Origin of the sequence: Streptomyces sp. BR123 (assembly GCF_013401435.1) — a bacterium.
Classification (GTDB): Bacteria; Actinomycetota; Actinomycetes; order Streptomycetales; family Streptomycetaceae; genus Streptomyces.
Genome location: NZ_JACBGN010000002.1, coordinates 80,898 through 103,249 on the forward strand (window position 1 = coordinate 80,898; position 22,352 = coordinate 103,249).

The following is a 22,352-nucleotide window of genomic DNA, read 5'->3' on the forward strand; positions in this document are numbered from 1 at the left end:
ACGTCAGAAGTTGCTGTTGCTGGTCGGGTTGCCGGGGGTTTCGTCGTCCTCGGGACCGCCACCGCCGTCGAGGGCGAGGTCGAGGAGGTCCTGGAGGTCCATCTCGTCGATGGAGGCGACGGGGTCGGCGGTCTCCGGGCCGGTGGTGTCGGCGTCGGCCGCGGTGTCGGGTCCGGCGAGCCGGAGGAGGGTGTCGAGGAGTCCTGCGGCGCGGATGCGGCCCAGGGGGATGCCGGCGAGGGTCCGGCGCAGTTCGGCGTCCTGCGGGTCGGTGTCCGGGTCCGCAGCGCCGCCGATGGCGCCGGCCGCCGCGCCGCTGCCGGTTTCCCCGGTGAAGAGGGTGCGGAGCAGGTGGCGGGTCAGGGCCTGCGGGTTGGGGTAGTCGAAGACGAGGCTGGACGGCAGCCGCAGCCCGCACGCCGTGCCGAGGCGGCCCTGCAGGTCGACCGCGGTCAGGGAGTCGAAGCCGAGGTCCTTGAACGCCCGGTCGGGTGCGACGGCGTCCGCGGACGGGTGGCCGAGGGCCGTGGCCGCGTGCTCGCGCACGAGGTCGAGGAGGGCGGTCTCCCGGTCGTCCCCGGACAGGTCGGCCAGCCGGCGGAGCAGTTCCGCTGCCGGGTCGCCGGCCGTGGCCGCACCGCCGGACTCCGTGTCCCGGCCCAGTGCGGCGCGTACCTCGGGCAGGTCGCCGATGAGCGGGCGGGGCCGGGCCGCGGCGAACACGGGCGCGAACCGCGCCCAGTCGACGTCGGCGGCGGTCACCGCCGGGTCCGGGCCCGCGAGGGCCCGTTCCAGGGCCAGCAGGTTCGTCGCCGGGGCGACGGGCGGCAGCCCGCGCCGGGTGAGCTGCTCCTCCGCGTCGCCCTCGGCGGCCATGCCGCCGTCGGCCCACGGCCCCCAGGCGATCGCCGTGGCGGCGAGCCCGCGGGCGGCGCGGCGTTCGGCGAGCGCGTCGAGGAAGGTGTTCGCTGCGGCGTACGCTCCCTGGCCGCCGCTGCCCCAGGTGCCGGCGATGGACGAGAAGAGGACGAACGCGTCGAGGGAGTCCGGCGCGTCGAACAGGGCGTCGAGGTGGACGGCGCCGGCGGTCTTGGCGGTGACGACCCGGGCGAAGCCGGGCAGGTCGGTGCCGGTGCCGGGCGGCTGGGAGACGCCGGCGGCGTGGACCACGGCGCGGACCGGGGTGCCGTCTGCCGCGAGGCCTGCGACGAGCGCTGCGAGCGCGTCCCGGTCGGTGACGTCGCACGCGGCGAGGGTCACGGCCGTGCCGAGCGCTTCGAGCTCCGTACGGATCCCGTCGGCGCCGGGCGCGTCGGCGCCGCTGCGGCTGACGAGGACGACCCGTTCCGCGCCGCGTTCGGCGAGGCGCCGGGCCACGTGGCGGCCGAGGGCGCCGGTGCCGCCGGTGACGAGCACGGTGCCGCGCGGGGTCCACCGGGCGGTGGAGCCGGTGGCGGCCGGGGTGGCGCGGACGAGGCGGCGTACGAGGGTGCCGGCGGGGCGGATCGCGAGCTGGTCCTCGTCGCCGGCGCCGGTGAGCACCTCGGCCAGCCGGGACAGGCTGCGGTCGTCGCACACCTCGGGCAGGTCGACGAGTCCGCCCCAGCGGGCGGGGTGCTCCAGGGCGACGACCCGGCCCAGGCCCCAGACGTGGGACTGGGCGGCGCCGCCGAGGGGGTCGCCGGGGGTGGCGGCGACGGCGCCGCGGGTGATGCACCACAGCGGTGCGTCGCCGCAGCCGGGGTCCGCAGCGGGGTCGGTGAGCACGGAGGCGAGGGCGTGGCCGAGGGCGAGTCCGACGGGCACTCCGGGGTGCTCGGGGTGCGGCCGCTCGTCGAGCGCGAGGAGCGACAGGATGCCGGTGACCGGCTCCCGGCCGTCGGCGGTCGCCGACGCCTCGCGCAGCCGCTCGTCCAGGCGGGCCCGCAGAACCGCCGGGTCGCCGTCGGCGGTGTCGAGCGGGAGCGGCAGGATCCGCGCTCCGCCGGCGCCGATGCGGTCGGTGAGGGCGCGCACCCACGGGTCCTCGGCCTGCGGGGCCGGTACGGCGACCAGCCAGGTGCCGGCGGGGGCTGCTGCTCCGGTGGCCTGCCCGCCGGTCCACGGCTGCCAGGTGACGCGGTAGAGCAGGGAGTCGGCCTGCGCCTGGGCCTGCCGGCCGCGCCGCCAGGCGGACAGGGCGGGCAGGGCGGCGCCGATCGGCTGGTCGCCGTCGATGGCGAACTCGTCGGCGAGCGCGGCCAGGTCGGCCCGTTCGACGACGTCCCAGAACCGGGCGTCGGCCTCGCTTCCGGCCGGGCCGCCCTGCTCCGGCCCGCCGGCGTTCGCGACGGCGGGCTCGGGCCAGTGGCGCCGCGCCTGGAAGGGGTAGGTGGGCAGGTCGACGCGCCGGGCGCCGGTGCCGGCGTAGAACGCCGTCCAGTCGACGGCCGCGCCGCGGACATGGGCCAGGCCGAGGGCGGTGAGGACGGTCTCGGCCTCGGGCCGGCCCGTGCGCAGGACGGGCGCGAACACGGCTTCCCCGGTCACGCAGTCCTGGGCGAGGGCGGAGAGCACGCCGTCGGGGCCGAGTTCGAGGTACGTGGTGACGCCGGCGGCTTCCAGGGCGCGGATGCCGTCGAGGAAGCGGACGGCCTCGCGGACGTGCCGTACCCAGAAGTCCGCCGATGCCATCTCGTCGGTGACGAGGGCGCCGGTCAGGCAGGACACGACCGGGATGCGCGGGGCGGCGTACGACAGGCCCTCGGCGACCTTGCGGAAGTCGGCGAGCATGCCGTCCATGTGGGGCGAGTGGAAGGCGTGGCTGACAGCGAGCCGCTTGGCCTTGCGGTCGGTGAACGACTCGGTGACGGCGACCGCCGCGTCCTCGTCACCGGCGATCACGACGGACTGCGGGCCGTTGACCGCGGCGATGCCCACCCGGTCGCCCTCGCCGAGCAGCGGCAGGACCTCGTCCTCCGACGCCTGCACCGCGATCATCACGCCACCGGCCGGGAGCGCCTGCATCAGCCGGCCGCGGGCCGCCACCAGGGCGCACGCGTCGTCCAGGGACAGCACCCCGGCCACGTGCGCGGCGGCGATCTCGCCGATCGAGTGGCCGGACAGGAAGTCCGGCTGCAGGCCCAGGCTCTCCAGGAGTCGGAACAGGGCCACCTCGACGGCGAACAGGGCCGGCTGGGTGTACTCCGTCCGGTCGAGCAGTGCCGAGTCGGAGCCGAACAGCACGTCCTTCAGCGGCAGTTCGAGGTGGGCGTCGAGCCGCTCGCACACCGCGTCCAGCGCGGCGGCGAACGCGGGCCGGTTCGCGTACAGCTCCCGGCCCGCGCCGAGGCGCTGGCTGCCCTGTCCGGTGAACAGGAAGGCCAGCCGGCCGCCGGACACCGTCCCGCGGATCAGCCCGGGGGTCGGCTCGTCGGCCGCGAGCGCGGTGAGCGCGTCCAGCAGGCCCGCACGGTCGGCGGCGGCGAACGCCGCCCGGTGTTCGAGGGCCGCACGGCCGGTGGCCAGCGAGTACGCCAGGTCGACGAGACCGGAGCCGTCCTCGCCCCGGGCTTCGGTGGTCGCTTCGGCCACGGGCAGCAGCCGGGCGGCCTGGGCGCGGAGCGCCTGCGGGTTCCTGGCCGACAGGACGTACGGGAACGGCGCGGCGGCCGGTGCCGTCGGGGCCGGCGCGGGCCGGTCCGCGGGCTCCGGGGCCTGCTCGATGATGGTGTGGGCGTTGGTGCCGCTGATGCCGAAGGAGGACACCGCGGCGCGCCGCGGCCGGCTGGTCCCGGGCCAGGCCGTGGCCTCGGTCAGCAGGGCGATGTCGCCGGCGGTCCAGTCGACGTGCGGGGTGGGCTCGTCCACGTGCAGGGTCTGCGGGAGCACGCCGTGGCGCATGGCCATGACCATCTTGATGACACCCGCCACACCGGCCGCGGCCTGCGTGTGGCCGATGTTGGACTTGACCGAGCCGAGGAGCAGCGGCCGGCCGGCCGGCCGGTCCTGCCCGTACGTGGCCAGCAGGGCCTGCGCCTCGATCGGGTCGCCCAGCCGGGTACCCGTACCGTGCGCCTCGACCGCGTCCACGTCGGCGGCCGACAGGCCCGCGCTCGCCAGGGCGGCACGGATGACGCGCTGCTGGGCAGGTCCGTTGGGGGCGGTGAGCCCGTTGCTCGCACCGTCCTGGTTGACGGCCGAGCCGCGGACGACGGCCAGCACCGGGTGGCCGTTGCGGCGGGCGTCCGACAGCCGCTCCACGAGCAGCATGCCGACGCCCTCGCCCCAGCCCGTACCGTCCGCTCCGGCCGCGAACGCCTTGCAGCGGCCGTCGGGGGCGAGCCCGCCCTGGTGGCTGAACTCGCTGAAGGTGCCCGGCGTCGACATGACCGTCACGCCGCCCGCGAGCGCCAGGCTGCACTCGCCGGCCCGCAGGGCCTGGATCGCCCAGTGCAGGGCGACCAGCGAGGACGAGCAGGCGGTGTCGACGGTGACGGCCGGGCCTTCCAGGCCCAGGGCGTAGGCGACGCGGCCGGACATGACGCTGCCCGCGTTGCCGGTCATGACGTGGCCGAGGACGCCGTCCGTGTCGGCGGACCGCTCCAGCTGGGCGTCGTAGCCGGTGTAGGCGGCGCCGACGAACACGCCGGCGCGGCTGCCGCGCAGCGACGACGGGTCGATGCCGGCCCGTTCGACGGTCTCCCAGGAGGCCTCCAGCAGGAGGCGCTGCTGCGGGTCCATGGCCAGGGCCTCGCGGGGCGAGATCCCGAAGAAGTCGGCGTCGAAGGAGTCGGCGTCGTAGAGGAATCCGCCCTGGAAGGGCCGGCCGTGGCCGTCCTCGGCGGCGCGCAGCTCGGCGGTGTCCCAGCCGCGGTTGCCGGGGAGTCCGGCGATGGCGTCGCCGCCGGTCTCGACGAGACGCCACAGCTCCTCGGGGGTGCGGACGCCTCCGGGGTAGCGGCAGCTCATGGCGACGATCGCGATGGGGTCGTCGGCGGCGGCCGTACCGGACCCGCCCTGTGCCGCGTCCCGGTCGAACGTGTCGTCCTCGCCGAGGAGTTCGGCGCGCACCCGGTGGGCGAGCGCCGTGGGCGTCGGGTAGTCGAAGACGAGGGTGCTGGCCAGGCGCAGGCCGGTGGCCGCACCGAGCCGGTTGCGGAACTCGACGGCGGTCAGCGAGTCGAAGCCGAGGTCCTTGAACGCCTTGGCGGGCTCGATGTGTTCTGCCGAGGCGTGGCCGAGGACGGCGGCGACCTGCGCCCGTACGACGTCGAGCAGGGCGCGGTCCTGTTCGGGGCGGGTGAGGCCGGCGAGCCGTTCGGCGAGCGGTGTGCCGCCGTCGGTCCGGGTGCGCGCGGTACGGCGTCCCGCCGGGCCCAGCAGCTCCCGGAACACGGGGGCGACCGGGCCGGGTGCGGCGGCGTCGCGGAGGGCGGCCGGGTTCAGGCGGGCGGGTACGAGGGCGGGCCGGCCGGAGGCCAGTGCGGCGTCGAGCAGAGCCATGCCGTCGGCGGCGGTGAGGGCGCCCATGCCCTGCTGCTCCATGCGGCGCAGGTGGGCCTCGCCGAGTCCGCGGGTCATGCCGCTGGCGTCGGCCCACAGGCCCCAGGCCAGCGCGGTGGCGGGCAGGCCCTGGTGGTGGCGGTGTTCGGCGAGGGCGTCCAGGAGGACGTTCGCGCAGGCGTAGTTGGCCTGGCCGGCGCTGCCGAGGGTGCCGGCGGCGGCGGAGTAGAGGACGAACGCGGTGACCGGCAGGTCGCGGGTCAGCTCGTGCAGGTGGAGGGCGGCGACGGCCTTCGGCTGCAGGACGGTGTCCAGGCGTTCGGGGGTGAGGGAGCCGATCACGCCGTCGTCGAGGACGCCCGCCGTGTGGACCACGGTGGTGAGGGGGTGCGCGGCGGGGATCGCGGACAGGACGGCGGCCAGGGCGTCGCGGTCGGCGGCGTCGCAGGCGGCCCAGGTGACCTCGGCCCCCAGCGCGGCGAGTTCCGCGGTGCGCTCGGCGGCGCCGGGCGCGTCGGCGCCGCGGCGTCCTATCAGCAGCAGTCGGCGCACGCCGTGGGCGGTGACGAGGTGGCGGGCGGCGATCCCGGCGAGGGTGCCGGAGCCTCCGGTGATCAGGGCCGTGCCGTCCGGGTCGATGACGGCAGCACCGGTCGGGCCGGTGGTCACGCGGGTGCGGCGCAGCCGCGGGACGTGGACGGTGCCGTCGCGCAGCAGCAGCTCCGGCTCGCCGGAGGCGAGGGCTTCGGCGAGGCCGGCCACGGCGGCCGGGTCGGCGGTGCCGGCGAGGTCGGGGAGGTCGGCGAGGACGAAGCGGCCGGGGTTCTCGGTCTCCGCGGAGCGCAGCAGGCCGCGTACGGCGGCGTTCGGCAGGTCCTCGCCGCCTTCGCCGGGTCCGGCGACCGCGCCGCTGGTCAGCACCACGAGGCGGGAGGCCGCGAACCGGTCGTCGGCCAGCCAGTCGTGCACCAGGGCGAGCGCCCGGTGCGTGGCCCGGCGCAGCGCGTCCGGGCCGGTGCCGGCCGCCTGCCGGGGGAAGGGGGCGAGGACGTACGCCGGTACGGGAGCCCCGGCGTCGACTGCCGCGCCCAGCTCCGCGAGGTCGGCGTGGCGGGGGGCCGGGCCGGATCCGGCGGCGCCGAGGACGGCCCAGCCGCCGGCAGGCTCGGCCGCTGCACCGGTGGCGCTCGGCAGCGGCAGCGCCGTCCAGTCGAGGTGGAACAGTGCCTCGCGCACGACGGCCGGTACGGGCTGCGCGGCGCCGGCGGGCGAGGCGGTCGTGAACGGCTGCGGGGCCAGCCGGCCGATGGTGGCCACCGGGTCGCCGTGGTCGTCGGCGAGGTCCAGGGCGAACACCGGACCGCCGGGGCCGCCGGCAGCCGGCCGGATGCGGATGCGCAAGGCGCCCGCGCCGACCGCGTGCAGGGTCACGTCCGACCACACGCTGCCGGGGCCGACGCTCGCGCCGCGGCCGCCGTCGGCATCCGCGTCTGCGGCCACCAGCGCGGCGGCGGCGTGCGCGGCGGCGTCCAGCAGCACCGGGTGGAGGCCGAACGCGGCTTCCTGTGGCCCGCCTTCGGGCAGGCGGACCTGCGCGAAGTACGCGCCGTCCCGGTGCCAGGCCGCCTCCACGGCCCGGAACAGCGGGCCGCGCCGGAGCTCGTCGTCAGCGTCGGCGTACAGGTGGCCGAGGTCGAGGGCTTCGGCCCCGGCGGGCGGCCACACGGCGAGCCCGGACGAGTCGGGGGACGCCGTGTCCGGCGCACCGGGGGCGAGGACGCCCCGGGCGTGGCACGTCCAGCCGTCGTCCTCGCCCGGGTCGCCGGGGTCGCCGGCGCCGTCCTCCGGCCGTGCGGACACGGTGACGGCGCGGCGGCCCTGCTCGTCGGGGTTCTCGACGAGCACCTGGATCCGTACGCCGGCGCCGTCGGCGGGCAGGACGAGCGGGGTGTCGAGCAGCAGCTCGGCGAGGTGTCCGCAGCCGGCCAGGTCGCCGGCGCGTACGGCGAGTTCGACGAGGGCGGCGGCCGGCAGCACCGCCGCACCGGCGAGGGTGTGGTCGGCGAGCCAGGGCTGGGTGCGCAGGGAGAGCCGGCCGGTGCACAGCACGCGGCCGGAGCCGGCGAGGGTGACGGCGGCGCCGAGCAGCGGGTGCGCGGCGGGGTCGAGTCCGGCCGCGCCCACGTCGCCGGCCGTGGCGGCGCCGGGCTCCAGCCAGTAGCGCTCGTGCCGGAAGGCGTAGGTGGGCAGGTCGACGCGGCGTGCGCCGGTGCCGGCGAAGAAGGCCTGCCAGTCGACGGCGGCGCCGTGGGCGTGGGCGCGGGCGAGGGCTTCGAGGGCCGTCTCGGGCTCGGGCCGGCCGGCGCGCAGCGCGGGGACGAAGACGGCGCCCTCGCCGGTGACGCACTCCTGGGCGAGCGCGGACAGCACCCCTTCGGGGCCGAGTTCGACGTACGTCGCCACTCCGGCCGCCTCCAGGGCGCGGACTCCGTCGAGGAAGCGGACGGCCTCGCGGACGTGCCGCACCCAGAAGGCCGCCGAGCCCATCTCGTCGGAGACGAAAGCGCCGGTCAGGCAGGACACGACCGGGATCTGCGGGGCCCGGTACGCCAGCCCCTGCGCCACCCGGCGGAAGGCGTCGAGCATGCCGTCCATGCGGGGCGAGTGGAAGGCGTGGCTGACGGTGAGCCGCTTGGTCTTGCGGCCCTGAGCCTCGAAGTGCGCGGCGACCGCGGCCGCCACGTCCTCGTCACCGGCGACCACGACCGACTGCGGGCCGTTGACCGCGGCGATGCCCGCCCGGTCGGTGAGCAGCGGCAGGACCTCGTCCTCCGACGCCTGGACGGCGATCATGGCGCCGCCGGCGGGGAGCTCCTGCATCAGCCGGGCGCGGGCGGCGACCAGGGTGCAGGCGTCGTCGAGGGAGAGTACGCCCGCCACGTGGGCGGCGGTGATCTCGCCGATGGAGTGCCCCGCGACCGCGTCCGGCCGCAGGCCCCAGCTCTCGACGAGGCGGAACAGGGCGACCTCGACGGCGAAGAGGACCGGCTGGGTGTACGCCGTCCGGTCGAGGAGATCCGCCTCCGTTCCGAACAGGACTTCCTTCAGGGGCAGTTCGAGGACGGGGTCGAGGCGGCCGCACACCGCGTCGAGCGCGTCGGCGAACACCGGCTGGGTGTCGTACAGTTCGCGGCCCATGCCGAGGCGCTGGCTGCCCTGCCCGGTGAACAGGAAGGCGGTCTTGCCCTCGACCGTGGTGTCCGTGACCAGGCCTGGGGCCTCCTCGCCGGCGGCGAGGGCGGCGAGGGCGCTGTCGAGGTCGTCGGCCGTGCGGCCGAGGAGCACCGCGCGGTGTTCCAGGGCGGCCCGGGTGGTGGCGAGCGCATGACCGAGGTCGAGGGCGGAGGCGGTGCCGGCGTCGCCCTGCGCCCGGGCGGCGACCAGCCGGGCGGCCTGGGCGCGCAGCGCGGCGGCGCTCCGGCCCGAGAGGGTCCAGGGCAGCACGGCCGGCGCAACCGGAGCCGCAGCCTGGGCCGGGGCCGGTTCCTGTCCCTCCCCCTGCGGCTCCTCCTCGGGGGCCTGCTCGATGACGGTGTGGGCGTTGGTACCGCTGACGCCGAAGGCGGACACGGCCGCGCGGCGCGGGGCCCCGGTCTCGGGCCAGGCCATGGGCTCGGTGAGCAGGGACACCGCGCCGGCCGACCAGTCGACGTCAGGGGTCGGCTCGTCGACGTGGAGGGTCTGCGGGAGGACGCCGTGGCGCATCGCCATGACCATCTTGATGATGCCGGCGACACCGGCCGCGGCCTGGGTGTGCCCGAGGTTCGACTTGAGGGAGCCGAGGCGGAGCGGCCGGCCGTCGGGGCGGTCCTGGCCGTACGTGGCGAGCAGCGCCTGCGCCTCGATGGGGTCGCCGAGGCGGGTGCCGGTGCCGTGGGCCTCCACCGCGTCGACCTCGGCGGCCGAGAGGCGGGCGTTCTCGAGGGCCTGGCGGATGACCCGCTGCTGGGACGGGCCGTTGGGGGCGGTGAGTCCGTTGCTGGCGCCGTCCTGGTTGACGGCGGAGCCGCGGACGACGGCCAGCACGGGGTGCCCGTTGCGGCGGGCGTCCGACAGCCGCTCCACCAGCAGGACGCCGACGCCCTCGGACCAGCCGGTGCCGTCGGCGGCGGCGGCGAAGGACTTGCAGCGGCCGTCGGCGGCGAGGCCGCGCTGGCGGCTGAACTCGACGAACACGTCGGGGCTGGGCATCACGCACACGCCGCCGACCAGGGCGAGCGAGCAGTCGCGGCCGCGCAGGGCCTGGGTGGCCAGGTGCAGGGCGACCAGCGACGACGAGCAGGCCGTGTCGATGGTGGCGGCGGGGCCTTCCAGGCCGAGGACGTAGCTGACCCGGCCGGACAGCACACTCGTGGCGCCGCCGGTCAGGAGCAGCCCTTCGAGGCCTTCCGGGACCTCCTTCAGGTCTGCCCCGTAGCCCATGGCGCCGGCGCCGATGTAGACGCCGGTGCGGCTGCCGCGCACGGACGCCGGGTCGATTCCGGCGCGCTCGAACACCTCCCAGGAGGTTTCGAGGATCTGGCGCTGCTGCGGGTCCATGGCGAGGGCTTCGCGCGGCGATATGCCGAAGAATCCGGGGTCGAAGACGGTGGCGTCGTCGAGGAATCCGCCGCCGGTGTTGTAGAAGGTGCCCTTGCGGTCGGGGTCGGGGTCGGCGAGGGATGCGAGGTCCCAGCCGCGGTCGTCGGGGAATCCGGTGATGGCGTCACCGCCCTCGGACACCAGTCGCCACAGGTCCTCGGGGGACCGTACGCCCCCGGGGAAGCGGCAGCTCATCGCGACGATGGCGATGGGCTCGTGGGCGTCCTGCTCGACCTCCTGGAGGCGGCGGCGGGCCCGCCGGAGCTCCGTGGTCATCCACTTCAGGTTTTCGAGAAGCTTTTCTTCGTTCGTGCCGGCCACTGGAACGTCACCTCCTGGAGAAATGCGGAATGCATGCGGGATTCGGCTGGGGCATCGGATCGGGCATCAGAGGTCAGGATTTTCCGAATTCGTTGTTGATGATGTCGAAGAGGTCCTCGGCGGACGCCGATTCGATGGCTGTTTCCTCGTCCTCCCGGTCCTGGGCGGCGCGTTCGGTCCTGTGCCAGTTCGCGAGGAGCGTTTCGAGCCGGGCCGTGACGCGGGCGCGTTCGGCGGCGTCGTCCTCGGGGACCGAGGCGAGGGCGAACTCCAGCTTGTCGATCTCCGCGAGGGCCGGCAGGACGGGAGCCGTGTCCTCGCCGAGGAGTTCGCCGCGGATGTGCGCGGCCAGGGCGGCGGGGGTGGGGTGGTCGAAGACGAGGCTGGCGGGCAGCCGCAGCCCGGTGGCCGCGCCGAGGCGGGTGCGCAGTTCGACCGCGGTGAGGGAGTCGAAGCCGAGGTCCTTGAAGGCGCGGCCCGCCTCGACCGCGGCGGCCCCGTCGTGCCCGAGGACCGCGGCGACGTGCGTACGGACCAGGCCGAGCAGGGTCCGTTCGGCCTCGTCGGCGCTCATGCCGCGCAGCTCGGCCGCCAGCCGGTCGGCGTCCCCCGCAGTGCCGTCGCCACCGGTGGCGGCGGTGCCGGCGTGCTGCTCTGCGTCGAGGACGCGGCGCACCTCGGGGAGGTCGGCGATCAGCGGGCGCGGCCGGGACGCGGTGAACGCGGGGACGAACAGGTCCCAGTCGACGTCGGCGACGGTCACCGTCGTGTCGCCCGCGTCGAGCGCCTGCTGGAGGGCGGCGACGGCCAGTTCGGGGGCCATCACCGGCAGGCCGCGGCGGCGCAGCTGTCCGGCCGCCTCCTCGTCGCCGACGAGCCCGCCCTCGCCCCACGGCCCCCAGGCCACGGCGGTGGCCGCCAGCCCGCGGTCGCGGCGCTGCTGCGCGAGGGCGTCGAGGTGGGCGTTGGCGGCCGCGTAGGCGGCCTGTCCGCCGCTGCCCCAGATGCCGGCGATGGAGGAGAACAGGACGAAGGCGTCCAGCTCCGTGTCGCCGAGCAGCTCGTCGAGGAGCTCGGCGCCGGCGACCTTGGCGGCGAGTACGGCGGCGATGTCCTGCGGTCCGGTCTCGGCGAGCGGCGTGAGCTGGCCGACTCCCGCCGTGTGGAAGACCGCGGTGAGGGCGGGCGTGTCAGTGTCCTCGCGGAGGGCGGCGAGCAGGTCGCGGACGGCCTGCCGGTCGGTCACGTCGCAGGCGACGGCCGTGGCACGGGCGCCGAGCTGCGCCAGTTCCGCGACCAGGGCCCCGGCCCCCGGCGCCTGCGGCCCGCGCCGGCCGGCGAGCACCACGTGCTCGGCGCCGTGCGCGGCGAGCCAGCGGGCGACGTGCGCGCCGAGCGCGCCCGTGCCGCCGGTGATGAGGACGGTACCGCGAGGCTGCCACGGTCCGCGGTCCGTCCCGGCGGCGCCGCTGCCGGTGGCCGCCGGGGCGGGGGCGCGCCCGATCCGGCGGGCGAGCAGCCCGGCGGAGCGAACGGCGACCTGATCCTCGTACCCGTGCCCGTGCCCGGCGGCGCCACCGAGTACGGCGAGCAGCCGGTCGAGTGCGCGTCCGTCCACCCGGGCGGGCAGGTCCACCAGGCCGCCCCAGCGTTCGGGGTGCTCCAGGGCGACCACGCGGCCGAAGCCCCAGAGCTCCGCCTGCACGGCACTGCGCACCCGGTCGGCGGGACCGGTCGCCACGGCGCCGGAGGTCACGCACCACAGGGGCGCGTCGACTTCGGCGTCTCCGAGGCCCTGGACCAGCGCCCCGGTCAGCAGCAGTCCGGCCGGCGCCGCGGGGTGGGCCGGGTGCGGGGCCTCGGCGAGCGCCAGCAGGGACACCACGCCGTCGGCCCGGTTCCCGGCGAGCGCCGTACGCAGCCGGTCGGCGACGCCGGCCCGGTCGGTCGCGGCGACGTCGAGGGACACCTCCCGTACGTCCACGCCCCGCGCCCGCAGCGCGTCCCCGATCCCGGGGAGGTCAGCGGCCGCGCTGTCGGAACCGGCGGCGGTGACGAGCAGCCAGGTGCCGGCGGGGCGGGCGGCCCCGTCCGGGTCGCCCAGCGGCTTCCAGGTCACCCCGTACCGCCAGCCGTCGACGACCGACCGCTCCGTGCGCTGCCGCCGCCAGGCGGACAGGGCCGGCAGCAGCGCGCTCAGCGGCTGCTCGGCGTCGATGTCGAGGGTGGCGGTGAGGGCGGCGAGGTCGGCGTTGTCGACGGCCTCCCAGAAGGCCGCGTCGACCGCACCGCCGGCCGCGGCACCGGATTCGGCCGCCGCCGAGGGGCGGGTGGCCTCCTCCAGCCAGTACCGCTTGCGCTGGAAGGCGTAGGTGGGCAGGTCGACGCGCCGGGCGCCGGTGCCGGCGAAGTACGCCGTCCAGTCGACGGCCACGCCCTGGACGTGCGTCCGGGCGAGCGCGGTGACCAGGGTCCCGGTCTCGTCGCGGCCCTTGCGGAGCACGGGCACGAAGACGGCCTGCTCCGTCACGCAGTCCTGGGCGAGCGCGGACAGGGTCCCGTCGGGGCCGAGCTCGACGTACGTGGTCACGCCCGCCGCCTCCAGGGCGCGTACGCCGTCGAGGAAGCGGACGGCGTCCCGGACGTGCCGGACCCAGAAGTCGGCGGAGCCCATCTCGTCGGTGACGGGGGCACCGGTCAGGTTCGACACGATCGGGATGCGGGGCGTCTCGAAGGCCAGCGCCTCGACGACCTTGCGGAAGTCGTCCAGCATGCCGTCCATGTGCGGCGAGTGGAACGCGTGGCTGACGGTGAGCCGCTTGGTCTTGCGCCCCTGGGCCTCGAAGGCCTCGGCGATGGCGACCGCGGCGTCCTCGTCTCCGGCGATGACGACGGCCTGCGGGCCGTTGATCGCGGCGATGCTCACCCGGTCGGTCCCGGCGAGCAGCGGCAGGACCTCGTCCTCCGACGCCTGGACGGCGATCATCACACCGCCGGCCGGGAGGGCCTGCATCAAGCGACCGCGGGCCGCGACCAGGGCGCACGCGTCGTCGAGGGACAGCACCCCGGCGACGTGCGCGGCCGCGATCTCACCGATGGAGTGACCGGCCACGAAGTCCGGCCGCACACCCCAGCTCTCCACGAGCCGGAACAGCGCCACCTCGATCGCGAACAGCGTCGGCTGGGTGTACTCGGTCCGGTCCAGCAGGTCGGCGTCCGCCCCGAACAGCACTTCCCTCAGGGGAAGTTCGAGGTGGGTGTCCATCCGGGCGCAGATGGCATCGAGGGCATCGGCAAACACCGGGTGGGTTTCGTACAGCTCGCTCCCCATGCCGGCGCGCTGGCTGCCCTGCCCGGTGAACAGGAAGGCAGTGGCGCCTCCGGACACCTTGCCGTGTACGAGGCCTGCCGGCTGCTCACCGGCTGCCAGGGCCCTCAGAGCGGCCAGGAACTCCTCGCGGTCCTCGGCGACGACGACCGTCCGGCGTTCGAGCGCCGACCGGGAGGTGGCCAGGGAGTAGGCCACGTCCGCAGGTTCGAGCGTCTCGTCCGCGGCGATCCGCGCCGCCAGCCGCTCGGCCTGGACCCGCAAGGCGGAGTCCGTCTTGGCGGACAGCACCCACGGCAGGGCGCCGGGCCGCTGCTGCGGAACCTCGGCCGCCTCGGCCGCGTCGGCTTCCGGTGCCTGCTCGATGATCGTGTGGGCGTTGGTGCCGCTGAAGCCGAACGAGGAGATACCGGCCCGCCGCGGACGGCCGGTCTCCGGCCACGCCCGCTGCTCGGTCAGCAGCGCGATCTCCCCCGCCTGCCAGTCGACGTGCGGGGTGGGCTCGTCCACGTGCAGGGTCTGCGGCAGCACCCCGTGTTCCATGGCGAGGACCATCTTCATCACGCCGGCGACACCGGCGGCAGCCTGCGTGTGACCGATGTTGGACTTGATCGACCCCAGGTGGAGCGGCTGGTCGGCCGGACGGGCCTGCCCGTAGGTGGCGAGCAGGGCCTGCGCCTCGATGGGGTCGCCGAGGCGGGTGCCGGTGCCGTGCGCCTCGACGGCGTCGACCTCGGCAGGCGACAGCCCGGCGTTCGCGAGGGCGGCGCGGATGACGCGCTGCTGGGACGGCCCGTTGGGTGCCGTCAGGCCGTTGCTGGCACCGTCCTGGTTGATGGCCGAGCCGCGGACGAGCGCGAGGACCGGGTGGCCGTTGCGCCGGGCGTCCGACAGGCGCTCGACGAGGAGCATGCCGACGCCCTCGCCCCAGCCGGTGCCGTCGGCGTCGGCCGCGAAGGCCTTGATGCGGCCGTCCGCGGCCAGCCCGCGCTGGCGGCTGAAGTCGATGTACGCACCCGGCGACGACATGACCGTCACACCACCGGCCAGGGCGAGCGAGCACTCGCCGTTGCGCAGCGCCTGGATCGCCCAGTGCAGCGCCACCAGTGAAGCCGAGCACGCAGTGTCGACGGTCACGGCCGGGCCTTCCAGCCCGAACGCGTACGAGAGCCGGCCGGAGACGACGCTCGCCGCGTTGCCGGTGCCGAGGAAGCCCTCGATGCCGTCCGGAACGGAGTCGAGCATGGTCCCGTAGTCCTGGCCGTTGGTGCCGACGAACACGCCGGCCTGGCTGCCGCGGACGCTCGCCGGGTCGATCCCGGCCCGCTCGAACGCCTCCCAGGTGGTCTCCAGCAGCAGACGCTGCTGCGGGTCCATCGCCAGGGCCTCGCGCGGCGAAATCCCGAAGAAGTCCGCGTCGAAGTCCGCGACGTCGTAGAGGAAGCCGCCCTCACGGGCATAGAACGTGCCCTGCCGGTCCGGGTCCGGGCTGTACAGCCGCTCCAGGTCCCAGCCACGGTCGGCCGGGAACTCACCGATGGCGTCACCGCCACTGGCCAGCAGCTGCCACAGGTCCTCCGGAGTACGGACACCGCCCGGGAAGCGGCAGCTCATCGCCACGATCGCGATCGGGTCGTCATCGACGGCCACGGTCACCGGGCCGGCGATCTCCGCCTGCGTGCCCTGCAGTTCGTCCCGGAGGAACGCGGTCAGGGCGGCCGCGGACGGGTAGTCGAAGATGAGCGTGGCGGGCAGCGTCACGCCGGTCGCCGCACCGAGCCGGTTGCGGAGCTCGACGGCGGTCAGCGAGTCGAACCCGAGCTCCTTGAAGGCGCGGTCGGCGCCGACGGCGTCGATACCGTCGTGTCCGAGGACCGCGGCGACCTGGGCGCGGACGAGGCCGAGCAGCTCCCGCTCCAGTTCGGCCACACCGAGTCCGGCGAACCGCTCGACCGGCGAACCGGTCCCGGCCTCGGCAGCGGCGGCAGGCCCGGCGGGCCGGGTCTCCACCAGCTCGGCGAAAAGGGCACTGGGACGGACGACGGTGAACGCGGGGCCGAACCGCTCCCAGTCCACATCGGCGACCAGCAGTGCAGCATCCGCAGGCGACGCGGCGCTCTGCCGCAGCACGGCCATCGCCGTCTCCGGCGCCATCGGCGGCAGACCCTCACGCCGCATCCGCGCGTCCATCGCATCGTCAGCGGCCATACCGCCTTCGGCCCACGGACCCCACGCCAGGGAGGTCGCCGCCAGGCCGGCGGCCCGCCTCTGCTCGGCCAGGGCGTCCAGGTAGGCGTTGGCGGCGGCGTAGTTGGCCTGGCCGGCCGAGCCGGTCACGCCGCTCATGGACGAGAACAACACGAAGGCGGAGAGCTCGATGCCGAGCTCGACGGTCAACTCGTGCAGGTTGCGGGCCGAGTCGGCCTTGGCCCGCAGCACGGTCTCGAACCGCTCGGCCGTCAGGGCGTCCAGGACGCCGTCGTCGAGCACACCGGCGGTGTGGACGACAGCGGTGAGCATCTCGGCCTCGGCGGCCAGGAGGCTGCGGAGGGCCTCGCGGTCGGCAGCGTCGCACGCCACGACCGACACCTCGACACCCAGCTCCGACAGCTCGGCCACCAACTCGGCGGCACCCGGAGCGTCGGCACCCCGGCGGCTGGTCAGCACCAGCCGCTCGGCACCCGCACCGGCCAGCCAGCGGGCCGCGCGCCCGCCGAGGGCACCCGTCCCGCCGGTCACCAGGACCGTCCCGGACGGCGTCCAGGCCCGGTCGGCCTGTCCGCCGGAGGCACGGACCAGTCGGCGTCCGAAGACCCCGGAGGAACGTACGGCGACCTGGTCCTCGCCGCTGCTGCCGCCGCCCAGTACGCCCGCCAGGCGAGCCATGGCCCGCTCGTCCCAGATCTCGGGCAGATCGACCAGACCACCCCAGCGTCCGGGCAGCTCCAGGGCCGCCACCCGGCCCAGACCCCACGTCTGCGCCTGAACCGCCGATACGAGGCGGTCCGAACGGCCCACGCTGACCGCACCGCGCGTCAGGCACCACAGCGGCGCCTCGACCCCCGCATCACCCAGTGCCTGCACCAGACCGGCGGTCGGGAGGACGCCCGACGCCTCGTCCAGGGCGAGGAGGGACACCACACCGGCGACACCCTCGGCGTCGGCCAGCAGACCGGCCAGCGCGGCACGGCCCGTCCCGGCCTCGACGACAATCCGGCGGACCTCGGCACCACGCCCGGCCAGGGCGCCCACCACTCCGGTGTCGTCCACGCCGTCGGCCGGAACCACGACCAGCCAGGAACCCGACAGCCGCGCACCGGACGTGCTGTCGGCCAGCGGCTTCCACGACACCCGGTAGCGCCAGCGGTCCGCCTCGGACTGGGTCCGCAGGCCGCGACGCCAGGCCGACAGGGTCGGCAGCGCCGGCAGGACGGTGTTCCAGGCGTTCTCGTCGGCCACGTCCAGCGCGGCGGCGAGTGACTCCAGGTCCTCGCGCTCGACGGCGTCCCAGAACCGGGAGTCCAGCTCGTCGGCGGTGCCGATCCGCGTGCTGCCGCTCGCCATCGGCAGCCAGTAGCGCTGCCGCTGGAAGGCGTACGTCGGCAGCTCCACCTGCCGCGCGCCGGAACCGGCGTAGAACGCAACCCAGTTCACCTCGACGCCGCGTGCGTGGGCCTGCGCCAGCGAGGCCACGACGGTGTCGGCTTCGGGACGGCCGTTGCGCAGGAGGGGGATGAAGGCGGCGCCCTCGCCCGTCACGCACTCCTGGCCCATGGCCGAGAGCACACCGCCCGGGCCGAGTTCGAGGTACGTCGTGACGCCCGCGTCCTCCAGCGCCCGCATCCCGTCGAGGAAGCGCACGGCCTCGCGGACGTGCCGCACCCAGAACTCGGCCGAGCCCATCTCGTCGGTGACCACGGCACCGGTCAGGTTCGACACGACCGGGATCCGCGGCGCGGCCAAGGACAGCCCCGCCACCACCTCACGGAAGTCGTCCAGCATGCCGTCCATGTGCGGCGAGTGGAACGCATGGCTCACCGTCAGCCGCCTGGTCTTGCGGCCCTGGACCTGGAAGGCCTCCGCGACGGCGACCGCCGCGTCCTCGTCACCCGCGACCACGACCGACTGCGGGCCGTTGACCGCAGCGATGCCGACACCGTCGGTCAGCAGCGGCAGGACCTCGTCCTCCGACGCCTGGACGGCCATCATCACGCCACCGACCGGAAGCGCCTGCATCAGCCGGCCACGCGCCGCCACCAGGGCACAGGCGTCGTCCAGCGACAGCACGCCCGCCACATGCGCGGCGGCGATCTCACCGATGGAGTGACCGGACACGAAGTCCGGCTTCAGGCCCCACGACTCGACGAGGCGGAACAGCGCGACCTCGATCGCGAACAGGGCCGGCTGGGTGAACTCGGTCCGATCCAGGAGCTCCGTGTCCGACCCGAACAGGGCTTCCTTCAGCGGGAGTTCCAGCCGCTCGCACACCGCGTCCAGCGCCTCCGCGAACACCGGGAAGAAGTCGTAGAGCTCACGGCCCATGCCGAGGCGCTGGCTGCCCTGGCCCGTGAACAGGAAGGCGACCTTCCCACCGACCGGCGAGCCCGTGATCACGCCCGCCGCCGAGCCGCCCTCCGCCAGCGCGGCCAGACCGGCCAGCAGGCCCTCGCGGTCCGCGGCCACGACCGCCGCGCGGTCCTCGAACCGGGCCCGGCCCGCCGCCAGCGACCACGCGATGTCGACCGGACGCACGGCGTCCGGCGAGGACAGGACGAAGTCCTGGAGTCGACGTGCCTGCGCCTGGAGCGCCTGCTCGCCCTTGGCCGTGAGCACCCAGGGGAGGACCGGCAGGGCCGAGTCCGTCTCGGGTGTCGTCGCCGGTACGGGGACCGGCGGCTGCTCGATGATCGTGTGGGCGTTGGTGCCGCTGATGCCGAAGGACGAGACACCGGCCCGGCGGGGACGGCCGGTCTCCGGCCAGTCCACGGCCTCGGTCAGCAGCTCGACGTCGCCGGCCTCCCAGTCGATGTGGCTCGACGGGGCGTCGACGTGCAGGGTCTGCGGAAGCACCCCGTGCCGCATCGCCATGATCATCTTGATCAGACCGGCAACACCGGCAGCCGCCTGAGTGTGCCCGATGTTCGACTTGATCGAGCCGAGCAGCAGCGGGCGGCCCTCGGGCCGGTCCTGACCGTACGTGGCCAGCAGCGCCTGCGCCTCGATCGGGTCACCGAGCCGCGTACCCGTGCCGTGCGCCTCCACCGCGTCCACGTCCGCCGTCGACAGGCCGGCCGCGGCCAGGGCCTCGCGGATGACGCGCTGCTGCGACGGGCCGTTGGGGGCCGTCAGGCCGTTGCTCGCACCGTCCTGGTTGATCGCCGAGCCGCGTACCACGGCGAGGATCGGGTGGCCGTTGCGTTCGGCGTCCGACTGCCGCTCGACGAGCAGCATGCCCGCACCCTCGGCCCAGCCAGTGCCGTCCGCGCCCTCGGCGAAGGACTTGCAGCGGCCGTCGGCCGAGAGCCCGCGCTGACGGCTGAAGTCGACGAACGTCTCCGGCGTCGCCATGATCGCCACGCCGCCCGCCAGGGCCATGTCGCACTCGCCGTTGCGCAGCGCCTGGATCGCCCAGTGCAGCGCGACCAGCGACGACGAGCACGCCGTGTCGACCGTGACCGCCGGTCCCTCCAGGCCGAAGGCGTACGAGACGCGGCCGGAGGCGATGCTGCCGGAGTTGCCCGTGCCGAGGTAGCCCTCGACGCCCTCGGGCAGCTGCTCGCCGTTGCCGTAGCCGGTCGCGTAGTCGTGGTACATGACGCCGGCGAAGACGCCGGTACGGCTGCCGCGCATCGACGTCGGGTCGATGCCGGCCCGCTCGAACGCCTCCCACGAGGTCTCCAGCAGCAGCCGCTGCTGCGGGTCCATGGCCAGGGCCTCGCGCGGCGAGATCCCGAAGAAGCCGGCGTCGAACTCCGCCGCGTCGAGCAGGAACCCGCCCTCACGCGTGTACGAGGTGCCCACGTGGTCCGGGTCCGGGTGGTAGAGGGCTTCCGTGTCCCAGCCGCGGTCGGCCGGGAAGACGGTGATGCCGTCCCCGCCCGTGGCGACGAGCTGCCACAGGTCCTCGGGCGTACGCACCCCGCCGGGGAAGCGGCAGCCCATACCGACGATCACGATCGGATCGTCTGTGAGGGAGGCGGTCGCCCGTACGGGCGCCATCAGCTGCCCGCGTACGCCGTCCCGGCCGTCGAGGCCGGCGGTCACCGCGAGCTCGGCCAGCAGGTGCCGGGCCAGCGCGGTCGGGGTCGGGTAGTCGAAGATCAGGGTCGGGGGCAGCCGCAGCCCCGTCTCGGCCTTCAGCACGTTCCGCAGTTCGACGGCGGTGAGGGAGTCGAAGCCGAGGTCCCGGAAGGCCCGTTCGGCATCGACCGCGTCGGCACCGGAGTGCCCGAGCACGGCCGCGACCCGGCCGCACACCAGGTCCAGCAGCACACCCTCGTGCTCCGCCACCGGCAGACCCGCCAGCCGGGCCACGAGCGGCGAACCGGCCTCCGTACCACCGCCGCGCCGTTCGACCGTCCGGCGCGCGGGGACCCGTACCAGGGCCCGCAGCAGGGCCGGCGTCGAACCCGCCGACACCGCCTGGGCACGCAGCACCGCCACGTCGAGGTGCATCGGCAGGAGCACCGCCGCGTCCACCGTCATCGCCGTGTCGAAAAGGGCCAGACCCTCATCGGCAGCGAGAGCGGCCACGCCCTCCCGGGCGAGGCGACGCAGGTTGGCGTCGTCGAGGGTCGCGGCCATGCCGACGCCCTCGGCGCCGGCGCCCTCCTGCGGGGCCCACAGGCCCCAGGCGAGCGAGGTCGCGGCCAGCCCCTCGGCGCGGCGCAGCTCGGCCAGGCCCTCAAGGAAGGCGTTCGCGGCGGCGTAGTTCGCCTGCCCGGCAGCGCCGAACGCGGCGGCGGCGCCGGAGAAGAGGACGAACGCGGAGAGGTCGAGATCGCGGGTGAGCTCGTGCAGGTTCCACGCCGCGTCCACCTTCGGACGCAGTACGGTCGCCACCCGCTCCGGGGTCAGCGAGGCCAGAACGCCGTCGTCCAGCACACCCGCCGTGTGCACCACGGCCGTCAGCGGGTGCTCCGCCGGCACGGACGCCAGCAGGCCGGCCAGCGCCTCCCGGTCCGCGACGTCACAGGCAACCAGATCCACCCGGGCGCCCGACTGCTCCAACTCCGCGACCAGTTCGGCAGCACCCGCGGCAGCCGTCCCGCGACGGCTGGTGAGCAGCAGCCGCCGCACCCCGTACGCCGTCACCAAGTGCCGCGCGAACAGCCGACCCAGACCACCGGTCGCACCGGTGACCAGCACCGTCCCGGACGGGTCGCCGTTGCCCAGCACCGGGGCCGACACCTCGGCCGCGCTGTCCGAGGACGGGACGCGCACCAGGCGCGCGGCGCTCAGCGCGCCACAGCGGATCGCCAGTTCCGGCTCCCCGGCCGCCAGGGCGGCGGGAAGGACCGCCGGGGAGGCCTGATCCTGATCCAGGTCGATCATGACGAGTTGGCCGGGGTTCTCCGACTGCGCCGAACGCAGCAGGCCGCGCACCGCACTGCCCGCCAGATCCCGCACGCCCGCGCCGGTCTCGACGGCCACCGCACCGGACGTCAGCCACACCAGACGCGTGGCCGCGAACCGCTCGTCGGCCAGCCACTCCTGGACCGACGCCAGTGCCGCGTTCACCGCCGTGTGGACGGCGTCCACCATGTCGCCCGTCGGGGCGTCGCCGGCGGCCGGGAGGACGAACACCGCGTCCGGAGCCGGCTCGCCGGCCGCAAGGGCTGCACCGAGCTCGGCCAGGTCGGCGTACTCGGTGACCTGAGCGCCCGTACCGGCCAGGCCGATCTCGTCGCGGCCGAGCACGGCCCATCGGAGGTCAACGGCCGGGGCGGCTGCCGCGGGCACGTCCGCCCACTCCGAGCGGAACAGCGACTCCAGGTGGCCGGTGCCGGCCCCCTGAACCTGGTCGGCGGAGGCCGGGCGGAGCGTCAGCGACTCCACGGCCGCGACCGGGCGTCCGGTCTCGTCCGCGACCAGCAGGGCGAGGGTGTGGGGATCATCTGCGGAGGCCGGGGTCAGGCGCATCCGGAGAGCGGAGGCACCCACCGCGTACAGGGAGACGCCCGCCCAGGAGAAGGGCAGCATGGCGCCCGGACCGTCCTGGTCCGTGTGCTCGCCGTGTCCGATGGCGTGCAGGCCGGCGTCGAGGAGTGCCGGGTGGAGCCCGAACCGGGCTGCGTCACCGTGACCGTCCTCCGGCAGCACGACCTCCGTGAAGAGTTCGCCGCCGCGGCGCCAGGCTGCCTTCAGGCCTTGGAACAGCGGCCCGTAGGCCATGCCATCGTCGGCGAGCTCCTCGTACAGCCCGTCGATGTCGACGGGCAGGGCGCCGGTCGGCGGCCAGGCGGCCAGCTCGCCGAAGCCCTGCTCGGCCTCGGGTCGGGCACCGGCCGCGAGGACACCGGACCCGTGGCGGGTCCACGGCTCCTCGGCGACCGCGTCCTGGCGCCGCGAGTAGACC

General features: G+C 75.5%; 1 protein-coding gene and 1 pseudogene. Both read right to left on the reverse strand.

Annotated elements, in window-relative coordinates; genetic code table 11:
• Nucleotides 1–3: 3 nt before the first annotated feature.
• A pseudogene (locus HYE82_RS00585) lies at nt 4–10,401 on the reverse strand (type I polyketide synthase); the annotation flags it as partial.
• A 118-nt stretch (nt 10,402–10,519) separates the two neighbouring features.
• Nucleotides 10,520–22,352, reverse strand: an 11,833-nt coding sequence (locus tag HYE82_RS00590) for a type I polyketide synthase (protein WP_179171880.1), incomplete at its 5' end; no start/stop codon positions are given.